The organism is Pseudomonas sp. GW821-FHT02A11, assembly GCF_059421985.1.
In genome coordinates this window covers 1-21,304 of the sequence record NZ_JBWKWB010000042.1, presented here as the reverse complement: position 1 = coordinate 21,304, position 21,304 = coordinate 1, and the positions used below count along the sequence as shown (strand labels likewise).

At 61.0% G+C, this 21,304-nt stretch carries 18 protein-coding genes; 8 read left to right on the top strand and 10 right to left on the bottom strand.

Translation table 11 applies throughout. The features are described from left to right. From hutH (AC07V9_RS28875) to hutG, 5 genes are all read left to right on the top strand, one after another. Positions 1–1,638: a histidine ammonia-lyase gene (gene hutH / locus AC07V9_RS28875; RefSeq protein WP_495019029.1), complete on the top strand. Its 1,638-nt coding sequence runs from the start codon at positions 1–3 to the stop codon at positions 1,636–1,638. Further along, entirely contained in the window at positions 1,635–3,185 is a 1,551-nt protein-coding gene (gene hutH, locus AC07V9_RS28870) for a histidine ammonia-lyase (RefSeq protein WP_495019028.1), read from the top strand. The genes hutH (AC07V9_RS28875) and hutH (AC07V9_RS28870) overlap by 4 nt, the downstream gene beginning before the upstream one ends. A 201-nt stretch (positions 3,186–3,386) precedes the next feature. Then, complete coding sequence (locus tag AC07V9_RS28865) at positions 3,387–4,781, top strand: amino acid permease (protein ID WP_495019027.1); 1,395 nt, start codon at positions 3,387–3,389, stop codon at positions 4,779–4,781. A gap of 124 nt (positions 4,782–4,905) precedes the next feature. After that, positions 4,906–6,111, top strand: coding sequence for an imidazolonepropionase (gene hutI / locus AC07V9_RS28860; protein ID WP_495019026.1), 1,206 nt, complete (start codon positions 4,906–4,908; stop codon positions 6,109–6,111). A gap of 13 nt (positions 6,112–6,124) precedes the next feature. Then, positions 6,125–6,928, top strand: coding sequence for an N-formylglutamate deformylase (gene hutG / locus AC07V9_RS28855; RefSeq protein WP_495019025.1), 804 nt, complete (start codon positions 6,125–6,127; stop codon positions 6,926–6,928). Between the two features lie 163 nt (positions 6,929–7,091). On the opposite strand, the gene AC07V9_RS28850 is transcribed toward hutG, so the two are convergent. Next, entirely contained in the window at positions 7,092–9,380 is a 2,289-nt protein-coding gene (locus AC07V9_RS28850; protein ID WP_495019024.1) for a heavy metal translocating P-type ATPase, read from the bottom strand. 84 nt (positions 9,381–9,464) lie between these two features. Between AC07V9_RS28850 and cadR the strand changes: the two genes are divergently transcribed. After that, positions 9,465–9,923: a Cd(II)/Pb(II)-responsive transcriptional regulator gene (gene cadR, locus AC07V9_RS28845; protein WP_495019023.1), complete on the top strand. Its 459-nt coding sequence runs from the start codon at positions 9,465–9,467 to the stop codon at positions 9,921–9,923. A gap of 72 nt (positions 9,924–9,995) precedes the next feature. Here cadR and AC07V9_RS28840 read toward each other — a convergent pair whose 3' ends face one another. The 5 genes from AC07V9_RS28840 to AC07V9_RS28820 form a co-directional block, all read right to left on the bottom strand. Beyond that, a complete protein-coding gene (locus AC07V9_RS28840; RefSeq protein WP_495019022.1) occupies positions 9,996–11,444 on the bottom strand; it encodes a catalase in 1,449 nt (482 codons plus the stop codon). 276 nt (positions 11,445–11,720) lie between these two features. After that, positions 11,721–12,878 carry a cyclopropane fatty acyl phospholipid synthase gene (gene cfa, locus AC07V9_RS28835; RefSeq protein WP_495019021.1) on the bottom strand — a complete coding sequence of 386 codons (1,158 nt, stop codon included), beginning with the start codon at positions 12,876–12,878 and terminating at the stop codon, positions 11,721–11,723. Positions 12,879–13,200: 322 nt separating this feature from the next. Continuing rightward, positions 13,201–14,034, bottom strand: coding sequence for a thymidylate synthase (locus AC07V9_RS28830; protein WP_495019020.1), 834 nt, complete (start codon positions 14,032–14,034; stop codon positions 13,201–13,203). 69 nt (positions 14,035–14,103) lie between these two features. Continuing rightward, positions 14,104–14,916 carry a prolipoprotein diacylglyceryl transferase gene (lgt, locus tag AC07V9_RS28825; protein WP_495019019.1) on the bottom strand — a complete coding sequence of 271 codons (813 nt, stop codon included), beginning with the start codon at positions 14,914–14,916 and terminating at the stop codon, positions 14,104–14,106. A 36-nt stretch (positions 14,917–14,952) separates the two neighbouring features. Then, positions 14,953–15,735 (bottom strand): sulfite exporter TauE/SafE family protein, encoded by a 783-nt coding sequence (locus tag AC07V9_RS28820; RefSeq protein ID WP_495019018.1) that lies wholly within the window; start codon positions 15,733–15,735, stop codon positions 14,953–14,955. Between the two features lie 115 nt (positions 15,736–15,850). On the opposite strand from AC07V9_RS28820, the gene AC07V9_RS28815 reads away from it, so the two are divergent. Next, positions 15,851–16,597 carry an NRDE family protein gene (locus AC07V9_RS28815; protein WP_495019017.1) on the top strand — a complete coding sequence of 249 codons (747 nt, stop codon included), beginning with the start codon at positions 15,851–15,853 and terminating at the stop codon, positions 16,595–16,597. Between the two features lie 141 nt (positions 16,598–16,738). Here the strand turns inward: AC07V9_RS28815 and ptsP are convergent, their stop codons facing one another. Further along, positions 16,739–19,018, bottom strand: coding sequence for a phosphoenolpyruvate--protein phosphotransferase (ptsP, locus tag AC07V9_RS28810; protein ID WP_495019016.1), 2,280 nt, complete (start codon positions 19,016–19,018; stop codon positions 16,739–16,741). Between the two features lie 21 nt (positions 19,019–19,039). Continuing rightward, positions 19,040–19,519 carry an RNA pyrophosphohydrolase gene (locus AC07V9_RS28805; RefSeq protein WP_074751434.1) on the bottom strand — a complete coding sequence of 160 codons (480 nt, stop codon included), beginning with the start codon at positions 19,517–19,519 and terminating at the stop codon, positions 19,040–19,042. A 165-nt stretch (positions 19,520–19,684) separates the two neighbouring features. Here AC07V9_RS28805 and AC07V9_RS28800 point away from each other — a divergent pair, with 165 nt between their 5' ends. After that, on the top strand, positions 19,685–20,341 hold the full coding sequence (locus AC07V9_RS28800; protein ID WP_495019015.1) for a histidinol-phosphatase: 657 nt from the start codon (positions 19,685–19,687) through the stop codon (positions 20,339–20,341). Positions 20,342–20,516: 175 nt separating this feature from the next. Here AC07V9_RS28800 and AC07V9_RS28795 read toward each other — a convergent pair whose 3' ends face one another. Then, positions 20,517–20,597, bottom strand: a complete 81-nt coding sequence (locus AC07V9_RS28795) for a DUF2269 family protein (protein WP_495019040.1) — start codon at positions 20,595–20,597, stop codon at positions 20,517–20,519. 53 nt (positions 20,598–20,650) lie between these two features. Continuing rightward, positions 20,651–21,079, bottom strand: a complete 429-nt coding sequence (locus tag AC07V9_RS28790) for a DUF2269 family protein (protein WP_495019014.1) — start codon at positions 21,077–21,079, stop codon at positions 20,651–20,653. Positions 21,080–21,304: the final 225 nt, after the last annotated feature.

The window sequence follows — 21,304 nt, the reverse complement described above, 5'->3', positions numbered from 1 at the left end:
ATGTCGCGAGCAGAACAGATCATCATCGGCGACGCACAGGTCACTTGGCAGGACATCACGGCCGTGGCGCGTCATGGCGCAGTGCTGTCGCTCTCGGACGCTGCCTGGACGCGGATCGACAACGCCCAGGCCATCGTCCAGCGCATCGTCGCAAGCGACGAACGCGCCTATGGCGTGAACACCGGCCTGGGCGCGCTGTGCAACGTGTCGCTGCAGGGCGAGCAACTGAGCCGCCTGTCGCGCAACACGCTGCTCAGCCACGCCTGCGGAGTCGGCCCCGCCCTGCCGGATGAGCAGACCCGCGCAATCATCTGCGCCGCGATCATCAACTACAGCCAGGGCAAGTCAGGCATTCATCGCCAAGTGGTGCAAGCCCTGCTGGCGCTGCTCAACCATCGCATCACCCCGCAAGTGCCGTCACAGGGCTCGGTGGGTTACCTGACCCACATGGCCCACGTTGGCGTCGCGCTGCTGGGCGTGGGTCAGGTGAGTTATCGCGGGCAGGTGGTATCGGCGTTGCAGGCGCTGAGCGAGGAAGGTCTGTCGCCGGTCGAGCTGGGCGCCAAGGACGGTTTGTGTCTGGTCAATGGCACGCCGTGCATGACCGGCCTGAGCTGCCTGGCCATCGCCGACGTGAATCGTCTGATGCAGTGGGCCGACGTCATCAGCGCCATGACCTTCGAAGGCCTGCGCGGTCAGCTCGATGCCTTCGACGAAACCATCATCGCCCTCAAGCCGCATCCCGGCATGCAGCAGGTGGGCAAGAACCTGCGCGGCCTGCTGGCGGGCAGTGAAGTGCTGGCCAACAGTCAGGGCATTCGCACCCAGGACGCCCTGAGCATTCGCTCGATTCCGCAGGTCCACGGGGCCACCCGCGACCAGCTCGCCCACGCCACGCGGCAGATCGAGACCGAGCTCAACTCGGCCACCGACAACCCGCTGCTGCTGGGCACGCCCGAGGCCTATCGCGTGGTCTCCCAGGCCAACCCTCACGGCCAGTCCGTGGCGATCGCGGCGGATCTGCTGGCCATCGCCATGGCCGAACTGGGTTCGATCGCCGAGCGCCGTCTGGATCGCCTGATCAACCCGACCGTCAGCGGCTTGCCCGCGTTTCTGGTCAGCCAGCCAGGGGTCAACTCGGGAATGATGATCGTGCAGTACGTCGCGGCCTCGCTGTGTGCAGAAAACCGCCAACTGGCGCAACCGGCGGTCATCGACAACTACGTGACCTCCGGACTTCAGGAAGACCATCTGAGCATGGGCACCAGCGCCGCATTGAAGCTGCACAAGGTGCTGGAAAACGTCACACAGATTCTGGCCATCGAGTACCTCTTGGCCTCTCAGGCGTTCGAGTTCTTCAAAGGGCCGCGCTTTGGCGTGGGCACCGAAGCCGCGTGGCGTCTGCTGCGTGAGCGCGTGCCGGCTTACGATGAAGACCGCTGGCTGGCCCCGGACATCGCCAGCAGCGTGACCCTGCTCAAGAACGAAGAATCGCTGGAAACCGTCTTTCAGGTCTGTCGCGACTATGCGGCAACCCATAACAGCAACAGTCGCAGCTCAAGCGCCACGAGCGCGGAACAGGCAGGAGCCGGTTCAAGGCACGCGACCGACATCAACGAAGGAGTAGCAGCATCGTGACCGACACCCAAAAGGCGACCCCGCTGAACCTGATCCCCGGCCAGCTGACCCTGGCGCAACTGCGCGCGATCTATCAGCAACCCGTTGCGCTCACCCTGGACGCCAGCGCTGATCAGCAGATCGAAGACAGCGTGGCCTGCGTCGAGCAGATCCTGGCCGAGAACCGCACGGCCTACGGCATCAACACCGGCTTCGGCCTGCTGGCCTCGACCCGCATCGCCAGCGCGGACCTTGAAAACCTGCAGCGTTCGCTGGTGTTGTCCCACGCCGCGGGCGTCGGCCAGCCGATCAGCGATGAGCTGGTGCGCTTGATCATGGTGCTCAAGGTCAACAGCCTGAGCCGTGGCTTCTCGGGCATTCGTCGGCAGGTGATCGACGCGCTGATTGCGCTGATCAACGCCGAGGTCTATCCGCATATCCCGCTCAAGGGCTCAGTCGGGGCATCCGGCGACCTCGCGCCACTGGCGCACATGTCGTTGGTGCTGCTGGGCGAAGGCAAGGCGCGTCATAAAGGGCAATGGCTGAACGCCGTCGAGGCGCTGGCAGTGGCCGGCCTGAAGCCGCTGACCCTTGCTGCAAAGGAAGGTCTTGCGCTGCTCAACGGCACCCAGGTGTCGACCGCTTACGCCCTGCGCGGCCTGTTCGAGGGCGAAGACCTGTTCGCCGGCGCCCTGAGCTGCGGCGCGCTGACCGTTGAAGCCGTGCTGGGCTCGCGCTCGCCGTTCGATGCGCGCATCCACGCCGCCCGTGGCCAGCGCGGTCAGATCGATTCCGCTGCCGCTTATCGCGATCTGCTGGGCGACGCCAGCCAGGTGTCCGAATCCCACCGCGACTGCGACAAGGTTCAGGACCCCTACTCCCTGCGCTGCCAGCCGCAGGTCATGGGCGCCTGCCTGACTCAGTTGCGTCAGGCCGCTGAAGTACTGGCCATCGAATCCAACGCCGTGTCCGACAACCCTCTGGTGTTCGCAGCCGAAGGCGAAGTCATCTCCGGCGGCAACTTCCACGCCGAGCCCGTCGCCATGGCCGCTGACAACATCGCCCTTGCGATCGCTGAAATCGGCTCGCTGAGCGAGCGTCGCATTTCGCTGATGATGGACAAGCACATGTCGCAGCTGCCGCCGTTCCTGGTCGCCAATGGCGGCGTGAACTCCGGCTTCATGATCGCTCAGGTGACCGCTGCAGCCCTGGCCAGCGAAAACAAGGCGCTGGCCCACCCGCACAGCGTCGATAGCCTGCCGACCTCGGCCAACCAGGAAGACCACGTGTCGATGGCACCGGCCGCCGGCAAGCGCCTGTGGGAAATGGCAGAAAACACCCGAGGCGTGCTGGCTGTAGAATGGCTGGCTGCGTGTCAGGGTCTGGACCTGCGCAATGGTCTGAAGACCTCGGAAAAACTGGAAATCGCCCGCACTACCCTGCGCGGCAAAGTACCGTTCTACGAAAAAGACCGCTTCTTCGCCCCTGACATCGAGGCCGCCACCGCGCTGCTGGCATCCAATTGCCTGAGCGAACTGGTGTCCGCTGACCTGCTGCCGAGCTTCTGATCGGGACAGGCCACGGACGGCCTGTCATTGAAATGATCGGGTATACGCCACCGCTGTTTGTAGGAGCGCGTTTGCCCGCGAAAGCATTCTGTCTGTTGGCAATGGTGTTGCTGACACACCGCAATCGCGGGCAAGCGCGCTCCTACAGGATCGATAGCAGTCCCTCATTTCAGCAAAAGGAAAGACTAGGAAAAGCGTGAGATGAAACCGCAAAACGCAACAGATCTGAAACGCGGGCTCAGCGCCCGTCACATTCGCTTCATGGCGCTGGGTTCGGCGATCGGCACCGGGCTGTTCTACGGTTCGGCCTCGGCGATCAAACTGGCAGGGCCCGCTGTGCTGCTGGTCTACCTCATCGCGGGCGCCGCGGTGTACATGGTCATGCGCGCCTTGGGCGAAATGGCCGTGCGCAATCCAGTGGCCGGCTCGTTCAGCGAGTACGCCACGCAATACCTGGGTCCGCTGGCAGGCTTCGTCCTGGGCTGGACCTACGCATTCGAGATGATCATCGTCTGCCTGGCCGACGTCACGGCATTCGGGATCTACATGGGTTTCTGGTTCCCCGATGTACCCCGCTGGATCTGGGTGCTCGGCATCGTGTTCGTGATTGGCGCGCTCAACCTGTGCAGCGTCAAAGTGTTTGGTGAAACCGAGTTCTGGCTGTCGCTGCTAAAGGTCGGCGCAATCATCGCCATGATCCTGGCAGGCTTCGGCATTTTGCTGTTCGGCATCGGTTCGTCCGGCGATAGCGTGAGCCACGTGAGCAACCTGTGGACCCAGGGCGGCTTCATGCCCAACGGCGTCAGCGGCCTGGTGGCGGCATTGGCCGTGGTGATGTTTGCCTTCGGCGGCATCGAAATCATCGGTGTGGCGGCAGGCGAAGCGCGCAACCCGGAACGAGTGATTCCCCGCGCAATCAACGCCGTGCCGCTGCGCATTCTGCTGTTCTACGTGCTGACGCTGTTCGTGCTGATGTCGCTGTACCCGTGGCAGGAGATCGGTAATCAGGGCAGCCCGTTCGTCCAGATTTTCGACAAGCTTGGGATTTCCTCGGCAGCGATCATCCTTAACATTGTGGTGATTTCGGCAGCGGTGTCGGCGATCAACAGCGACATTTTTGGCGCCGGCCGCATGATGTATGGCCTGGCCAGACAGGGCCAGGCCCCCAAGGATTTTGCCAAGGTGTCAGCCAACGGCGTGCCGTGGATGACCGTGCTGGTGATGGGCGCAGCGCTGCTCTGCGGCGTAGTGCTGAACTACCTGATTCCGGAAAACGTGTTTCTGCTGATCGCCTCCATCGCCACCTTCGCTACGGTCTGGGTGTGGCTGATGATTCTGGTCACGCAGATCGCCATGCGCCGTTCGATGAGCAAGGACGAGGTCGCGCAACTGAAATTCCCGGTGCCGTTGTGGCCGGTCGCACCGATGGCCGCCACCGCATTCATGGTGTTCGTGTTTGTGGTGCTGGGGTACTTCCCGGACACCCAGGCCGCGCTGGTAGTGGGTGCGGTGTGGATTGTGCTGCTGGTGATTGCCTATCGGGTTTGGGTGAAGCCCAAAATGGGCCCGGTCGGATCAGAGTCGCATGGCCGATGATTGACCTGTGGGAGCGAATTCATTCGCGAAGGGCCGGTACATCCGGCACATATCCATCGGATGAACGATTTTTCGCGAATGAATTCGCTCCCACAGAAGACCACTTATAACCTTGGAGGCACTGATGAAAACGCTCTGGCATAACTGTCACGCAGCAAGCATGGCAAACGGCACTTACTCGACCATCGAGGACGCCGCCATCGTGACCGACGGAGCGCTCATCGCCTGGATCGGCCCCCACAGCGAACTGCCTGATCAGGGCGACATCAAAACGGTCGACCTGAACGGCGCCTGGGTCACGCCGGGCCTCATCGACTGCCACACCCACACCGTGTTTGGCGGCAATCGCAGCGGCGAATTCGAGCAGCGTCTGCAAGGCGTCAGCTATGCGGAAATCGCAGCGGCCGGTGGCGGTATCGCCAGCACCGTCCGGGCCACGCGCGCAGCCAGTGAAGCCGAGTTGTACGCCAGCGCCGAGCGCCGCGTGCAGCACCTGCTCATGGACGGCGTGACCACGATCGAGATCAAATCCGGCTACGGCCTGGACCTGGCCAACGAACGCAAGATGCTGCGCGTGGCGCGCCAACTGGGGGAAAAACTCCCGGTCACCGTGCGCACCACCTGCCTCGCCGCCCACGCCCTGCCCCCGGAATACAAAGATCGTGCCGACGATTACATCGCCCACATCTGCTCGGAAATGCTGCCTGCACTGGCGGCAGAAAACCTGGTGGATGCGGTGGACGCATTCTGCGAATACCTGGCGTTTTCGCCTGCGCAGGTCGAGCAAGTGTTCATCACTGCAGGCCAGTTGGGCTTGCCGGTGAAGCTGCACGCCGAGCAGTTGTCGTCGCTGCATGGTTCGAGCCTGGCGGCGCGTTATCAGGCGCTGTCGGCTGACCATCTGGAATTCATGACCGAGGAAGACGCCATCGCCATGGCCGCTTCCGGCACCGTCGCCGTGCTGTTGCCGGGCGCGTTCTACTTCCTGCGCGAAACCCAGTTGCCGCCGATGGGTGCCCTGCGCAAACACGGCGTGAAGATCGCCATCGCCACCGACCTCAACCCTGGGACCTCGCCGGGCCTGTCGCTGCGCTTGATGCTGAACATGGCCTGCACGCTGTTCCGCATGACGCCGGAAGAAGCGCTGGCGGGCGCCACGATTCACGCCGCGAAGGCCTTGGGGCTGGCCGACAGCCATGGCTCGCTGGAAGTCGGCAAGGTCGCCGATTTCGTCGCGTGGAACATCGAACGGCCCGCGGATCTGGCCTACTGGCTGGGCGGGGATCTGGATAAGCGCGTCGTGCATCACGGCGTGGAAAGTCGTTTCTAATCGGGAGAGTATTGTGGACAAGGTTCTGAGTTTCACTCGCGGTCGTGTACCGCTGCTGATCAGCATGCCGCACCCAGGTCTGAATCTGACGCCGGTGGTGCGCGAAGGGCTGGTGGATGAGGCCGTGAGCCTGCCGGACACCGACTGGCACATCCCGCGTCTCTACGATTTCGCCCATGATCTGGGCGCCAGCGTGTTGGCGGCCGAGTACTCGCGCTTCGTCATCGACCTCAACCGCCCTTCCGACGACAAGCCGCTGTACGCCGGTGCAACCACCGGGCTGTACCCATCGACGCTGTTCGAGGGCGACCCGCTGTTCAAGGAAGGCCAGGTGCCGACCCAGGAAGAGCGCGCGATGTATCTGGAGAAAATCTGGACGCCTTACCACGACACCCTGCGCAGCGAGCTTGAACGCCTGCGTGATGAATATGGCTACGCGCTGCTGTTCGATGCCCACTCGATTCGCGGCCACATCCCGCACCTGTTCGAGGGCCGCTTGCCGGACTTCAACCTCGGCACCTTCAACAGTGCGAGCTGCGACCCTGAGCTGGAAAAACGCGTTGAAGCGGTGTGCGCAGGCGCGAAAAGCTACAGCCATGTGCTGAACGGACGCTTCAAAGGCGGCCACATCACTCGCCACTACGGCAACCCGGCGCAAAACATCCACGCGGTGCAGCTGGAGCTGGCGCAGAGCACGTACATGGAAGAGTTCGTGCCGTTCCACTACCGTGCGGACCTGGCGGAACCGACGCGGGTGGTGTTGAAATCACTGCTGCAAAGCATGATCGCCTGGGGGCGGGAGAAGTACGGGAAGTAATCGTTGCACCTCAAACACCTCCTGACGTGAAATGTTGACCTCCCTGTGGGAGCGAATTCATTCGCAAGACATGGGTACATCCGACGCAGATGCATCGTCAGACAGACCATCGCGAATGAATTCGCTCCCACAGGGGATACCGCCGCGCCTTCAAAAACTTGCGTTACTTCCTCAACAACCGCAACCCGTTGAACACCACCAGCAAGCTCACCCCCATATCCGCAAACACGGCCATCCACATGGTCGCCATGCCCGCGAAGGTCACCGCCAGGAAGATCGCCTTGATCACCAGCGCCAGCGCGATGTTCTGTTTGAGCACCGCAGCGGTGTCCCGCGACAGGCGGATGAACGCCGGTATCTTGCGCAAATCATCATCCATCAACGCCACATCGGCGGTTTCGATGGCGGTGTCGGTCCCGGCAGCGGCCATGGCAAAACCGATTTCGGCCCGCGCCAGCGCAGGCGCATCGTTGATGCCATCACCCACCATACCGACCCGGTGGTTCTGCGCGTACAGCCCTTCAATGGCCTGCAACTTGTCGGTCGGCAGCAGATTGCCCTGGGCCTGATCGATCCCCACCTGCGCCGCAATCGCCTTGGCCGTGTGCGGGTTATCGCCGGTCAGCATCACGGTTTTCACGCCAAGCGCATGCAGTTGCGCGATGGCCTCTCGGCTGCTGTCCTTGACCGTGTCGGCTACTGCGAACAACGCCAAAGGCCCGGTCTCGTCGAACAAAAGCACCACGGTTTTCCCCTGGGTTTCCAGCTCCTCCAGGCGCGCCTCTAGCTCAGGCGAACACAGCCCGGACTCGTGCACCAGCCGATGGTTGCCCAAGTGATACAGGCGCCCCTCAACCTCGCCCTTAACACCCCGCCCGCCCAGCGCTTCAAAAGCCTCGACCGACAGATGCCCGTCGTTGCCGAAATCAGTGGCAATGGCTTGGGAAACCGGGTGATCGGAACGCCCGGCCAGGCTCGCGGAAATCGCCAGCGCGCGCTCACCGAACGCCTCGTCGAGCAGCACGTAATCGGTTTGCACAGGCTTGCCGTGGGTGATGGTCCCGGTCTTGTCCAGCGCCAGGTAATCGAGCTTGTGGCCCATTTCCAGGTAAACGCCGCCCTTGACCAGAATCCCTTTGCGCGCCGCTGCAGCGAGACCGCTGACGATGCTCACGGGCGTCGAAATCACCAATGCACAAGGGCACGCCACCACCAGCAATACCAGCGCGCGGTAGATCCAGTCGAACCATGCCGCGCCCATAAGCAGCGGCGGGACGATCGCCACGGCCAGCGCCAGCGCGAACACTGCCGGGGTGTAGATTTTCGAGAAGCTGTCGACGAAGCGCTGGGTTGGCGCACGCGCACCTTGAGCGGCTTCGACCGCATGAATGATCCGCGCCAGCGTCGAGTTGTTCGCCGCTGCCGTGACCTTGTACTCCAGCGAACCGGCCTGATTGATGGTCCCGGCAAACACCTTGTCGCCCACGGTCTTCTCGACCGGCAGGCTCTCGCCTGTGATCGGCGCCTGATCGATGCTGGATTGCCCCGCCACCACCTCGCCGTCAAGGCCAATGCGCTCGCCCGGTTTGACCCGAACAACGCTGCCCAATGTGATGTGTTTGACCTCCACCTCAACCCACTGGCCGTCCTGCTGCACGGTCGCTATTTCCGGGGTCAGTTGCATCAGCCCACCGATGGCATTGCGTGCGCGATCCAAGGATTTGGCTTCGATCAGCTCGGCCACGGTGAACAGGAACATCACCATCGCCGCTTCCGGCCATTGCCCGATCAGCACTGCACCGGTCACGGCGATACTCATCAGGGCGTTGATGTTCAGGTTGAAGTTCTTCAGCGCGATCCAGCCTTTTTTGTAGGTGGTCAGGCCGCCACTGAAGATCGCGACCAGCGCAATCAGCGCCACCACCCACGTCGGCGCGGCATCGGTGAAGTGAATGACTTCCGCCGCCACAGCCGCCACCCCGGAAAGGACCAGCGGCCACCAGGGCTTTTTCGGCGCAGGCAGCGACGCCGCTTCTTCGGCGCCCTCCTCGATCAGATCCGCCTGCATGCCCAGCGAGCCGATGGCCTCGCGAATCGGCTCGGTCGACGGCAACTCATGCCAGACGCCCAACACGCGATTGATCAGGTTGAAATCGAGTTTCTGGATGCCCGACATCTTGCCCAGCCTGTTCTCGATCAGCGTCTGCTCGGTGGGGCAATCCATCGCTTCGATGCGAAAACTGCTGAGCCGCGCGTTGTCGGTCGAACCGTTGCCAACGCTGACAACCGCCGCAGCGCTGTCATGGGAGCAGCAGGAATGGGCTGAGTGTTCGTGCTTGCCGACCGGCGTGAACTTGGCGGGGACGGCGTGGCTGTGACCTGTGTGGTCATGACCGCTGTGGTCGTGGTTGGCGTGATCGTGGGGCGAATGTTTGTGTACAGAGTCACTCATCGGTTGAGTCTCTTGGTGTGCGTGTTGCCAAGTGAACACCCTGTAGCCACTATAGGGTCAAGCCTCCAATACGGGATCAGTGACATGAACGCATCTTTCAAGATCGGCGAGCTGGCCAAACTGACCGACTGCCCAGTGGAAACCATCCGCTATTACGAGCGCGAAGGCCTGCTGGCCGAGCCTGCGCGCAGCGAGGGCAACTACCGGCTGTACACCCAGGTGCACGTCGAACGCCTGACCTTCATCCGCAACTGCCGCAGCCTGGACATGACGCTGGATGAAATCCGCAGCCTGCTGACCCTTCGCGACAGCCCGCAGGACCAATGCCAGAGCGTCAACGCGCTGATCGACGAGCACATCCAGCACGTCAACGCGCGCATCGCCAGCCTTCAGGCCTTGCAGGAGCAATTGGTGGATTTACGGCAACGTTGCAGCGAGGGGGCGCCGGATCATTGCGGGATTCTGGATCGGCTGGAGATCAGTGGCAGCGTCGTTACGCCGGAAGTCGAGCACTCCCACGTAGGACGCAGTCACGGACATTAAAGCGCACACAAACCTGTAGCAAAAAGCCCCCGACCTGTCAGCCAGGTCGGGGGCTTTGTGTTTTAACCGCAATCAAGCGTGATGAATCCGCTCCACTGCCTCGGTCACACCCGCGCCGTACTCGGGGTCAGCCAGGCTGCAGTGCTTGATGTGCAGCGCGATGATCGGCGCCGACACGCCGCGCAGGGCACGTGCAGTGTTGTCGAACAGCGACTGTTTCTCTGTCGGGCTCATCTTGCGAAACAGATTGCCCGGTTGCGAAAAGTAGTCGTCGTCCACGCGGTGGTTCCAGTGACCCGCAGCGCCTTCGATGGACAGCGGCGGCTCGCGGAAGTCAGGCTGTTCCTGGAACGCGCCCTTGGTGTTGGGCTCGTAGGAGGTCATGCCGCCGCGGTTGCCGTCGATGCGCATCAGGCCATCGCGGTGGTAGCTGTTCACGTGCAGCGCAGCCTTCGGCGAGTTCACCGGGATCTGGTGGTGGTTGACGCTCAGGCGGTAGCGCTGGGCGTCGCCGTAAGAGAACAGGCGGCCTTGCAGCATCTTGTCCGGCGAGAAGCTGATGCCCGGCACCACGTTGGATGGCGCGAATGCCGCTTGCTCAACGTCAGCAAAGTTGTTTTCCGGGTTGCGGTTCAGCTCGAAGTGGCCGACTTCGATCAGCGGGTAATCCGCCTTTGGCCAGACCTTGGTCAAGTCGAACGGGTTGATGTGGTACGAGCCTGCTTCCTTCTCCGGCATGATCTGCACGAACAGCTTCCAGCGCGGGAAGTTGCCGTTCTCGATGTTTTCATACAGGTCGCGGTGATGTGACTCACGATCGCGACCCACCAGATCCTGCGCTTCGGCGTCGGTCAGGTTGGCAATGCCTTGCTGGGACACGAAGTGGAACTTCACCCAGAAGCGCTCATGTTGCGCGTTGAGGAAGCTGTAAGTGTGGCTGCCGAAACCGTGCATCTCGCGATAGCTGCGAGGGATGCCGCGCTCGCTCATGACCACGGTCACTTGGTGGAAGGCTTCTGGAAGTTGAGTCCAGAAATCCCAGTTGTTCTCGGCGCTGCGCATGCCAGTACGCGGGTCGCGCTTGACGGCGTGGTTCAGGTCCGGGAATTTCAGCGGATCGCGCAAGAAGAACACCGGCGTGTTGTTGCCGACCAGGTCCCAGTTGCCTTCTTCGGTGTAGAACTTCAGGGCGAAGCCGCGGATGTCGCGCTCGGCGTCTGCTGCGCCGCGCTCACCGGCCACAGTGGAGAAGCGGGCGAACATTTCGGTCTGCTTGCCGACTTGCGAGAAGATTTTGGCGCGAGTGAATTGAGTGATGTCGTGGGTCACGGTGAAGGTGCCGAACGCGCCCGAGCCTTTGGCGTGCATGCGGCGCTCCGGAATCACCTCGCGATCGAAGTGCGCCAGTTTTTCCAGGAACCACACGTCTTGCAGCAGCGCCGGTCCATGGGGGCCAGCGGTTTGAATGTTCTGGTTATCAGGTACCGGTGCGCCGAATGCGGTTGTCAGTTTGTTGCTCATGGGCGTTCTCTCCACTGGGATCACGTATGGGGGCGGCTCTGCGTGAAGCCGCCCTCAAGCTGTTCGATGGGGAGAACGATAAGGAAAACCCGGTGCGGAAGCTCATTGTGATGCCGCACTGGGTATATAGAAAAAGTTAATTATCGAAACCGAAAGCGATAGTCACTGGTGATCGGCGAAATGTAGGAGCGCGCTTGCCCGCGATTGCGGTCCTGAGACATTTGAGCAATCTCAAATAACGCCATCGCGGGCAAGCGCGCTCCTACAGGCAGCTGTTCAAATCTGATTGCGGTGATACCCGTGCGGCACGCCGCCTTTGGACAGGACCCACTGCCATAACTGAATATCCCGCGCGCGGAAAGCCCCAGCGCAGGAAAGAAGGTAATAACGCCACATGCGATAGAAGCGCTCACCCAGGGTCGGCTCGAAATCCGGCCAGGCCTTAATGAAGTTGTCATGCCAGGCCATCAGTGTCTTGTCGTAGTCCGAACCGAAGTTGTGCAAGTCTTCGACGACAAACAACCCGTCCATGGCATCGCCCATCTGGCCGATCGAAGGCAGATCACCATTGGGAAATATATATTTGTCGATCCACGGATCCGGATAAGAGTTTCGCTGGTTCTTGCCGATGGTATGCAACAGGAACAAACCGCCCGGTTTCAAACAGCGATGGACTAACTCCATGTATTCACGATGGTTTTTTCGCCCGACATGTTCAAACATGCCAACACTGGCAATCGCGTCAAACGGTTCGTCGAGTTCGCGGTAATCCTGAAAACGAAACTCCAGCGGCAAATGCTTGTAACGCTCCTTGGCCCAGGCAATTTGCTCTTTGGAGATACTCACTCCCACCGCTTCAACGCCATAGTGCTCGGCGGCATAGCTCATGAAACTGCCCCAGCCGCAGCCGATGTCCAAGACGCGCATGCCGGGCTTGAGTTGCAACTTGCGGCAGATCAGATCGAGTTTGGCGGCCTGCGCCTCTTCCAGCGTGGCCGCATTCTCCCAGTACCCGCAGGTATAGGTCATACGCGAGTCGAGCATCTTCGAGTAGAAATCGTTGCCCAGGTCGTAATGCACTTCGCCCACAGTCTTGGAGCGCTTGATGTTCTGGCGGTTCATGAACTTGGCCATCAACGCGTAGAACACCAGCCTGATGGGCTTTACGTCGTCGGTCATGCCGGTCTTGAGCAGACGATGGAAAAACTCGTCCAGATGATCACTGTCCCACTGCCCATCCATATACGCTTCGCCCAACCCCAGATTGCCTTGTGCGAAGGCTCTTTCGATCACGCCGGGACCATTGAAACGAATGTCGGAGGGGGCGGAGCCATTAATCTGGATGCCGGCCTCGCCAAGTATGCGTGCTGCAGTGCGGTAAAGGCCGGAGTTGTGATCAGAGTAGGTGTCAGTGCTGAAGTTCGTCGTGGTCATGGAGGGAGATTTCCAAACGCGTGTCAGGCTAAAGACTTTTCGGTAGACCCCGACTATAGAACAAACGTCCCGGAGAATTGAACTCAATAGATCCAATTGACAGATTGAAAATATCTATCAAATCAATGTTGTTTACCAGCTTGCAAAACAGTTATTACATAAATGCAACAATCAGAACTTGCTTTAAAAGCGAAACAGTTAATCCAAGTTAGGTTTTAACCGGTTAGAACATAGAAGGTTTGTGCGGTTTTATACGGAAGTTGAAAGCGCATGGATGCTTTTGTGCGGGAGGCGTCTTGCTCTCCCGCAGGTCAATCTGAACTCAAACCGCCACAGGCGCCTTGATGCTTGGATCGGCGTCATACCCCACGATTTCGAAGTCCTCGAAACGGTAGTCGTAGATGCTCTCCGGACGACGATTGATTTTCAGCCGAGGCAGCGCTTTCGGCGTGCGGGTCAGTTGGGTGGCGATCTGCTCTTCGTGGTTCGAATAGGCGTGGGTGTCGCCCAAGCTGACGATGATCTCGTGAGGGATCAGGTCGCACTGCTGCGCCAGCATGTGAGTCAGCAGCGCCAGAGCTGCGATGTTGTAGGGCAGGCCGAGGAACACATCCGAGCTGCGAATGTACAGCTGCATCGACAGCTTGCCGTCAGCGACGAACGCCTGATACAGCAAATGACAGACCGCCAGCGCCTGACGCCCGGCCTTCACGTTTTCCTGCGGCGAGAGTTTTTCGTCCGGCAGGTATTCGGTGTTCCAGCCGTGGAACAGGATGCGGCGGCTGTTAGGGTTGTTCTTCAGGCAGTCGACCATGTAGTCGATCTGGTTGATCTTGCCGCCATCCTTGGTCGGCCAGCCGGTCCACTGCGCACCGTACACCGGGCCCAGATCGCCTTCTTCGGTTGCCCACTCATCCCAGATGGTCACGCCGTTTTCGTTGAGCCATTTGGTGTTGGTGTTGCCGCTGAGCATCCAGATGAGCTCGTTGGCAATGCTCTTGAAGTGCAGCTTCTTGGTGGTCAGCAGCGGGAAGCCATCGGCCAGGTTATGGCGGATCTGACGACCGAACACAGCCGTGGTGCCAGTGCCGGTGCGGTCGCCCTTGCGCGTTCCGTTGGCGATGACGTCATGTAACAGGTCAAGGTATTGCTTCATGCCCTAAGGCCCTCTGTATCGGTGAATCTGCCGGGCGCCAGCACAAAAGCAAGGCCCGGCAGTTCAGAATCAAGCCGCTGCGTTGTTGGCAGCGGGCGCGCGGTGGTAGGCCAGCCAGATCAGCACCAGGCCGCCGATGATCATCGGCAGGCTGAGGATCTGACCCATGGTGACCCAGCCCCAGGCCAGATAACCCAGCTGGGCATCAGGCACACGGACGAACTCCACCACGAAGCGGAAGATCCCGTAAAACAACGCGAACATGCCGGAAACGGCCATGGTTGGACGCGGCTTGCGCGAGAAGAAGTAAAGAATGGCGAACAGTGCCACACCTTCCAGTGCGAACTGGTACAGCTGCGACGGATGGCGCGGCAACTGGGCAGGGTCGCTGAATGGCGGGAAGACCATGGCCCACGGCAGGTCGGTCGGCTTGCCCCACAGCTCGCCATTGATGAAGTTGCCGATACGCCCGGCGCCCAGGCCGATCGGCACCATCGGCGCGATGAAGTCCATCAGCTGGAAGAACGACTTGCCGTTGCGCTTGCCGAACCAGTAGGTCGCGATCATCACGCCGATGAAGCCGCCGTGGAACGCCATGCCGCCCTTCCACACTTCGAAGATCAGCAGCGGGTTGGCAATATAGTTCGGCAGATCGTAGAACAGCACGTAACCGAGCCGCCCGCCGACGATCACGCCCATGGCGACCCAGAAGATCATGTCCGAGAGTTTTTCCTTGGTCCACGTTGGGTCGAACTTGTTCAGACGGCGTGAAGCCAGGAACCATGCACTGCCGATACCGACCAGATACATCAGGCCGTACCAGTGAATTTGCAGCGGACCGATGGCCACGGCTACCGGGTCAATCTGCGGGTAAGGCAGCATTGCGACTCCTTAAAAAAGCGCTCGTAGAGCGATGAATCAGATCAGAAAACTGGTACCGACTACCACCAGCAGCAGCGCGAACAGTCGTTTCAGCACCCTGGGTGACAGTTTATGCGCAAGCCTTGCGCCAAATCGGGCGAAAAACATGCTGGTGACAGCGATGCCGATCAACGCCGGCAGGTACACGAAACCGAGACTATGCGGGGGCAAGAGCGGGTCGTGCCACCCCAGAATCATGAAACTTATGGCACTGGCCACGGCAATCGGAAAGCCGCACGCCGATGACGTCGCCACCGCCTGCTGCATGGTCAGACTGCGCCAGGTCAGAAACGGCACGGTCAGCGAGCCGCCGCCGATGCCGAAGATTGCCGACGCCCAGCCGATCACCACGCCTGCGGCGGTCAGGCCGGGTTTGCCGGGTACGCCGCGGCTGGCATTGGGCTTGAGGTCCAGAGCCATCTGGATCGCCACCAGAATCGCGAACACACCGATGATTTTCTGCAGGTTGGGCCCGGCGATGTAGCTGGCAGTCAGCGCGCCGAACCCTGCGCCGATCAGAATGCCCACCGTCATCCAGGCGAACACCGGCCAGCGTACAGCGCCCAAGCGGTGATGGGCCCGGACCGACTGAATCGAGGTGAAGACGATGGTCGCCAGCGACGTGCCGACGGCCAGGTGGGTCAGCACTTCGCTGTCAAAACCTTGCAGCGTGAAGCTGAACACCAGCACCGGGACGATGATGATCCCGCCGCCCACGCCGAACAGCCCGGCCAGCACACCGGCGCACGCGCCCAGGGCCAGGTAGAGCAGAAAATCCATGGGAGTCTCCGAAAATCAGTGCGGCAGTCTACCGGAGCGAGCGTTTGCACTCTACCTGCGGTCGATGGATGTCCGCCGGATGTGTGCGTAGAGTAACGACAAAAAGGAGGCCCGCATGTGCCTGATCGTCTTCGCCTGGCGCCCTGCCTACCCACAGCCGCTGATCCTGGCGGCCAACCGCGATGAATTCTACGCCCGCCCTACCTTGCCCCTCGCCCAGTGGGAAGACGCGCCGCATGTCTATGCCGGGCGCGACCTGGAAGCCGGCGGCACCTGGCTCGGCGTCAGCGCTGACGGGCGTTTTGCCGCACTGACCAACATTCGCGACCCCGGCCAGCCGTTGGGCCGTCGATCAAGGGGCGAGCTGGCTGCTCATTTTTTGACCGGTTCCTTGTCGATTGAAGAGTATCTGCGTGAAGTTGCGGGTCGCTCGAGTGAATACGGCGGCTTCAATCTGCTGGTGGGCAATCGCGAAGAACTGCATTTTCTCAACGCTGCCCAACCTGTGCCGCGTCGCCTGGAAGCCGGTGTGTATGGCGTTTCCAACGCAGGCCTTGATACGCCTTGGCCCAAGTTGACGAAGGCCAAGGCTGCGCTGTCGGACCAGCTGGATCAGCCTGAGCCTGAGGCGCTGCTGGGCTTTCTCGCCGATGCGCAGGCCGCCCCGGATGCAGACCTGCCGAGCACCGGCGTGGGTTTCGCGACCGAGAGGCTGCTGTCCAGCGTGTTCATCGCCAGCCCCAACTACGGAACGCGGGCGAGCACCGTGCTGATTGCGAATGCAGATGGCAGCCGCAGACTCATCGAGCGCAGTTTCGGGCCGTATGGGGGGAGATTGGGTGAGGTAGAAATAGAAATCTGAAGTGCACGGCATTTCGCCTGTGGGAGCGAATTCATTCGCGAAAGGGTCGTACATCCGACAGAGGTGTGTCGGATGCACGGGCCCCTCGCGAATGAATTCGCTCCCACAGAGGGCAAGTGCGTAGTCGAGACTCGCGTCCGATCAATGCCCTTTGACGGAAGCCGGATTGATCATCCGCGACAACCCAAGATTCCTCAGCGCCAACTGCAGCGAGCTGCTGATGACTTGCGGGTTGTCGTTTTTCATCAGTTGGGCCAGCAGTTCCTTGGCCTTGCTCAGGTTGATCTGGCGCAGCATCCACTTCACTTTCGGCAAGTTGGTGGCGTTCATCGACAGGCTGTCAAAGCCCATCGCCATCAAGAGCACCGCAGCGGCCGGATCGCCCGCCATCTCGCCGCAAATGCTGACCGGTTTGCCTTCGGCGTGAGCGTCGCGCACGACATTCTGCAGAGCCTGTAGCACGGCCGGGTGCAGGTAGTCGTACAGATCAGCCACGCGCGGGTTGTTGCGGTCAACCGCCAGCAGGTATTGGGTCAGGTCGTTGGAACCGACCGACAGGAAGTCCACCTGACGCGCCAGCTCGCGGGTCTGATAGACCGCCGCCGGCACTTCGATCATCACGCCCACGGGTGGCATCGGCACGTCAGTGCCTTCATCGCGCACTTCGCCCCAGGCCCGGTGGATCAGGTGCAGGGCTTCTTCGGTTTCGTGGGTGCCGGAGATCATCGGCAGCAGAATTCGCAGGTTGTTTAGGCCTTCGCTGGCCTTGAGCATCGCACGGGTCTGCACCAGGAAAATTTCCGGGTGGTCGAGGGTCACGCGAATGCCGCGCCAGCCCAGGAACGGGTTGTCTTCCTTGATCGGGAAGTACGACAGCGCCTTGTCACCGCCGATGTCCAGCGTACGCATGGTCACCGGCAGCGGGTGGAAGGCCGCCAGCTGCTCACGGTAGATCGCCAGCTGTTCCTTTTCGCTCGGGAAACGCTGCTGGATCATGAACGGCACTTCAGTGCGATACAGCCCGACACCCTCGGCGCCGCGCTGCTGCGCGCGCGCCACGTCAGCCAGCAGGCCAGTGTTGACCCACAGCGGCATGCGGTGGCCATCAAGGGTCACGCAAGGCAGCTCGCGCAGCGCGTCGAGGCCCTGGGAAAGCTGACGCTCTTCTTCGACCACCACCGAATACTGCTTGCGCAGGGCCTCGCTGGGGTTGGTGTAGACCTCGCCGTGGTAGCCGTCGACGATCAGCTCGATGCCGTCGACCTTGGAATACGGCAGGTCGACCGCGCCCATGACCGTGGGAATGCCCATGGCCCGAGCCAGAATCGCCACGTGGGAGTTGCCCGAACCCAGTACCGAGACCAGCCCGACGAGCTTGCCTTCCGGCACTTCGCCCAGCATCGCCGGGGACAACTCTTCGCTGACCAGGATGGTGTTGTCGGGATAGACCAGCGTCTGCTGGCGCGCTTCCTGAAGGTAAGCGAGCAGGCGACGGCCAAGGTCTTTGACGTCCGATGCACGCTCGCGCAGGTAGGCGTCGTCCATCAGTTCGAAGCGATTGACGTGCTCATTGACGACCGATCGCAGCGCGCCTTGTGCCCACTGGCCGGTCTTGATGATGTTGGTGACCTCACTGCCCAGCGAGGCATCGTCGAGCATCATCAGGTAGACGTCGAACAGCGCACGCTCTTCAGGACGCAACTGTGTCGCCAACTTCGCCGAAAGCGTGCGCATGTCGCTGCGAACACCTTCGAGCGCATTTTGAAAGAGTGCAAGTTCCGCGTCGATGTCGGTGACGGTCTTGTCCGGCACCACTTCAAGATCGGCGGGCGGCAACATGACCAGCGCCGTACCCACCGCAGCACCGGGCGAACCGGCCACGCCGACGAATTTGGCTTCCTGAATACCCTTGCCCTGACGCCCCAGCCCGCGAATCGAGCCGGTGGCCTCAGCGTGGGCGATAACGCCGGCGAGCTGGGCGCTCATGGTCACGAGGAAGGCTTCTTCCCCTTCGTCGAACTGACGGCGCTCCTTTTGCTGGATCACCAATACGCCGACGACACGCCGGTGGTGAATGATCGGCGCGCCCAGGAAAGAGGCATAACGTTCTTCACCGGTTTCGGCAAAGTAGCGATAACGAGGGTGATCGGCGGCGTTTTCCAGGTTCAGCGGCTCTTCGCGCGTACCGACCAGGCCGACCAAACCTTCATTGGGGGCCATGCTGACCTTGCCGATCGAGCGTTTGTTCAGGCCCTCGGTGGCCATCAGCACGAAACGATTGCTTTCGGGGTCGAGCAAATAGACCGAGCAGACCTGGCTGCTCATGGCCTCTTTGACGCGTAACACAATAATCCCCAACGCCGCCTTGAGATCCTTGGCGGAGTTAACTTCCTGGACGATCTTGCGCAGCGTATTGAGCATGGCTCGGGGTCGAACTCCGTGTCAGTCGCGCGCCAACAGGCGCGGGGCAAGCTCTTTGAGTGCGCGGCGATACACTTCGCGCTTGAATGTCACCACCTGGCCCAACGGATACCAATAGCTGACCCATTTCCAGCCATCGAACTCCGGTTTACCGGTCAAATCCATCCGCACCCGCTGCTCGTTGGAGATCAGGCGCAGGAGAAACCACTTTTGCTTCTGACCGATACACAGCGGCTGACTGTGCGTGCGCACCAGACGTTGTGGCAGACGATAACGCAACCAGCCACGGGTGCAGGCCAGAATTTCAACATCGTGCCGTTCCAGCCCGACTTCTTCATTCAATTCACGGTAGAGCGCGTCTTCCGGCGTCTCCTGAGGGTTGATTCCCCCTTGCGGAAACTGCCAGGCATCTTGATTGATACGGCGAGCCCATAAGACCTGGCCTGCATCATTTGTCAGAATTATCCCGACATTAGGGCGGAAACCATCGGGGTCGATCACGGCTACAACCTCGCAAACGCATGTCGTCGCATTGTTCCACAAAGATCGTGAAGGCAGCAACGAGGCGCAGGCAGCTTATCGCGACAACTGCATTAATAGATGCGATCACTTGATGAAACCTCGTATTCTTGTGCTCTTTTTTTAGCTATTTCAGCGAGTAACCGCATGCGCCTGGCATTATTCGACCTCGACAACACCCTCCTCGGCGGTGACAGCGATCACGCGTGGGGCGATTACCTGTGCGAACGCGGCATCCTCGAAGGTGCTGCCTACAAGGCGCGTAACGACGCGTTTTATCAGGACTATCTGGCGGGCACCCTGAACCTGACCGACTACCTGAATTTCAGTCTGGAGATCCTGGGCCGGACCGAAATGGCTCAACTCGACGAATGGCACGGCGAATTCATGCGCGATTGCATCGAAGCGCTGATGCTGCCCAAAGCTTTGGACCTGATCGCCAAGCATCGCGCTGCCGGCGACAAGCTCGTAGTGATCACGGCGACCAACCGTTTTGTCACTGCGCCGATCGTGGCGCGCCTGGGCATCGATACCCTACTGGCCACTGAATGCGAAATCGTCGACGGCCGCTACACCGGTCGCACCCACGACGTGCCGTGCTTCCGTGAAGGCAAGGTGACCCGCCTGAACCGCTGGATCGAAGAAAGCGGCTTGAATCTGGACGACAGCTATTTCTATAGCGACTCCATGAACGACCTGCCGCTGCTGGAACAGGTCGCCAACCCGGTGGCCGTCGACCCAGACGAAAAACTGCGCGCCGAAGCGACCCGTCGCGGCTGGCCGGTGATTTCGTTGCGCGATTGAGATATCAGAGGTGCAGAGGGAGCAGGCACTGGGCAAACGCGACTTCAGTGTGGGAGCGAATTCATTCGCGAGAGGGCGGTACGGGCGATAGAGGTGCATCGCCTGCACCGGCCCCTCGCGAATGAAATCGCTCCCACAGGGGGCCAGCGTTGACGCGTAAGATCGGTGGCCATCCTCAACTCGGCTTGGCCACCATCAAGTAAAAAATCCCTATAAAAGAAAAGAATGCAGGCCACGCCAGGCCAAACCAGCAGATGCTTGAACGTCACTGCAAATTACAATCCTTGTCGTGGCGTCGACGTTGCGGGGTTACACCGGTTTGGCGCCCATCAGACCGGCGATGGCGACGAAACAGACGGCGCTGAAAATCGCCAGGCTCAGCGTAAATCGAGGGCTACCGACGATCACGGGCCGGCGCAGCCGATTGACTCTCACCGCCAGCCACGCCCAGCTCAACGCGCCGAAGGTGTAGAGAACGCTGGCCCCCAGCAGCCAGGTCTGGCCCAACGGCCAACCGGCGTTATGCACCAGCCACCAGCCGCTGATTGGCAAGGTCAACAGGCACAGGCCCATCAGCAGCCAGACGAACACCCAAGGCTTTTGCATCGCGCGATTCTGCACAGTGAGGTCCCCGGCCCGACGTCCGCGGACGATCCACACCGTCAACGCCAACCCGCTGATGAACAGCAGGGCCGTCGTGACCATGTGCAGGATTTTCAGCGCGGCGAAGTGTTCCATGGGGGTCGTTCCTTTTATAGAAGGCCGTGCTTTGAGCGTAGTCGCGTGCGGGAAGTTGCGTTGGGTAGAGAGACGCCTGCCTTGCGCTTCTGCTCGGAGGGCGTGGGAGCCCTCCGGCCAGAATCAAAAGCAGGACCCCGCGGCGATCTCGGCGTTAACCGAGGAACAACCGATACGCCGGGTTATTCGTCTCATCCCAATACGGGTAGCCAATCTCCGCCAGCG

Excerpts from the sequence above, each read along its gene's own strand:
- cfa (WP_495019021.1), bottom strand. The coding sequence starts at position 12,878 with ATGACCACGACGAACTTCAGCACTGACACCTACTCTGATCACAACTCC.
- AC07V9_RS28815 (WP_495019017.1), top strand. The coding sequence starts at position 15,851 with ATGTGCCTGATCGTCTTCGCCTGGCGCCCTGCCTACCCACAGCCGCTG.
- AC07V9_RS28820 (WP_495019018.1), bottom strand. The coding sequence starts at position 15,735 with ATGGATTTTCTGCTCTACCTGGCCCTGGGCGCGTGCGCCGGTGTGCTG.
- ptsP (WP_495019016.1), bottom strand. The coding sequence starts at position 19,018 with ATGCTCAATACGCTGCGCAAGATCGTCCAGGAAGTTAACTCCGCCAAG.
- lgt (WP_495019019.1), bottom strand. The coding sequence starts at position 14,916 with ATGCTGCCTTACCCGCAGATTGACCCGGTAGCCGTGGCCATCGGTCCG.
- AC07V9_RS28850 (WP_495019024.1), bottom strand. The coding sequence starts at position 9,380 with ATGAGTGACTCTGTACACAAACATTCGCCCCACGATCACGCCAACCAC.
- hutI (WP_495019026.1), top strand. The coding sequence starts at position 4,906 with ATGAAAACGCTCTGGCATAACTGTCACGCAGCAAGCATGGCAAACGGC.
- AC07V9_RS28840 (WP_495019022.1), bottom strand. The coding sequence starts at position 11,444 with ATGAGCAACAAACTGACAACCGCATTCGGCGCACCGGTACCTGATAAC.
- cadR (WP_495019023.1), top strand. The coding sequence starts at position 9,465 with ATGAACGCATCTTTCAAGATCGGCGAGCTGGCCAAACTGACCGACTGC.
- AC07V9_RS28800 (WP_495019015.1), top strand. The coding sequence starts at position 19,685 with ATGCGCCTGGCATTATTCGACCTCGACAACACCCTCCTCGGCGGTGAC.
- AC07V9_RS28830 (WP_495019020.1), bottom strand. The coding sequence starts at position 14,034 with ATGAAGCAATACCTTGACCTGTTACATGACGTCATCGCCAACGGAACG.
- hutH (WP_495019029.1), top strand. The coding sequence starts at position 1 with ATGTCGCGAGCAGAACAGATCATCATCGGCGACGCACAGGTCACTTGG.
- AC07V9_RS28790 (WP_495019014.1), bottom strand. The coding sequence starts at position 21,079 with ATGGAACACTTCGCCGCGCTGAAAATCCTGCACATGGTCACGACGGCC.
- AC07V9_RS28865 (WP_495019027.1), top strand. The coding sequence starts at position 3,387 with ATGAAACCGCAAAACGCAACAGATCTGAAACGCGGGCTCAGCGCCCGT.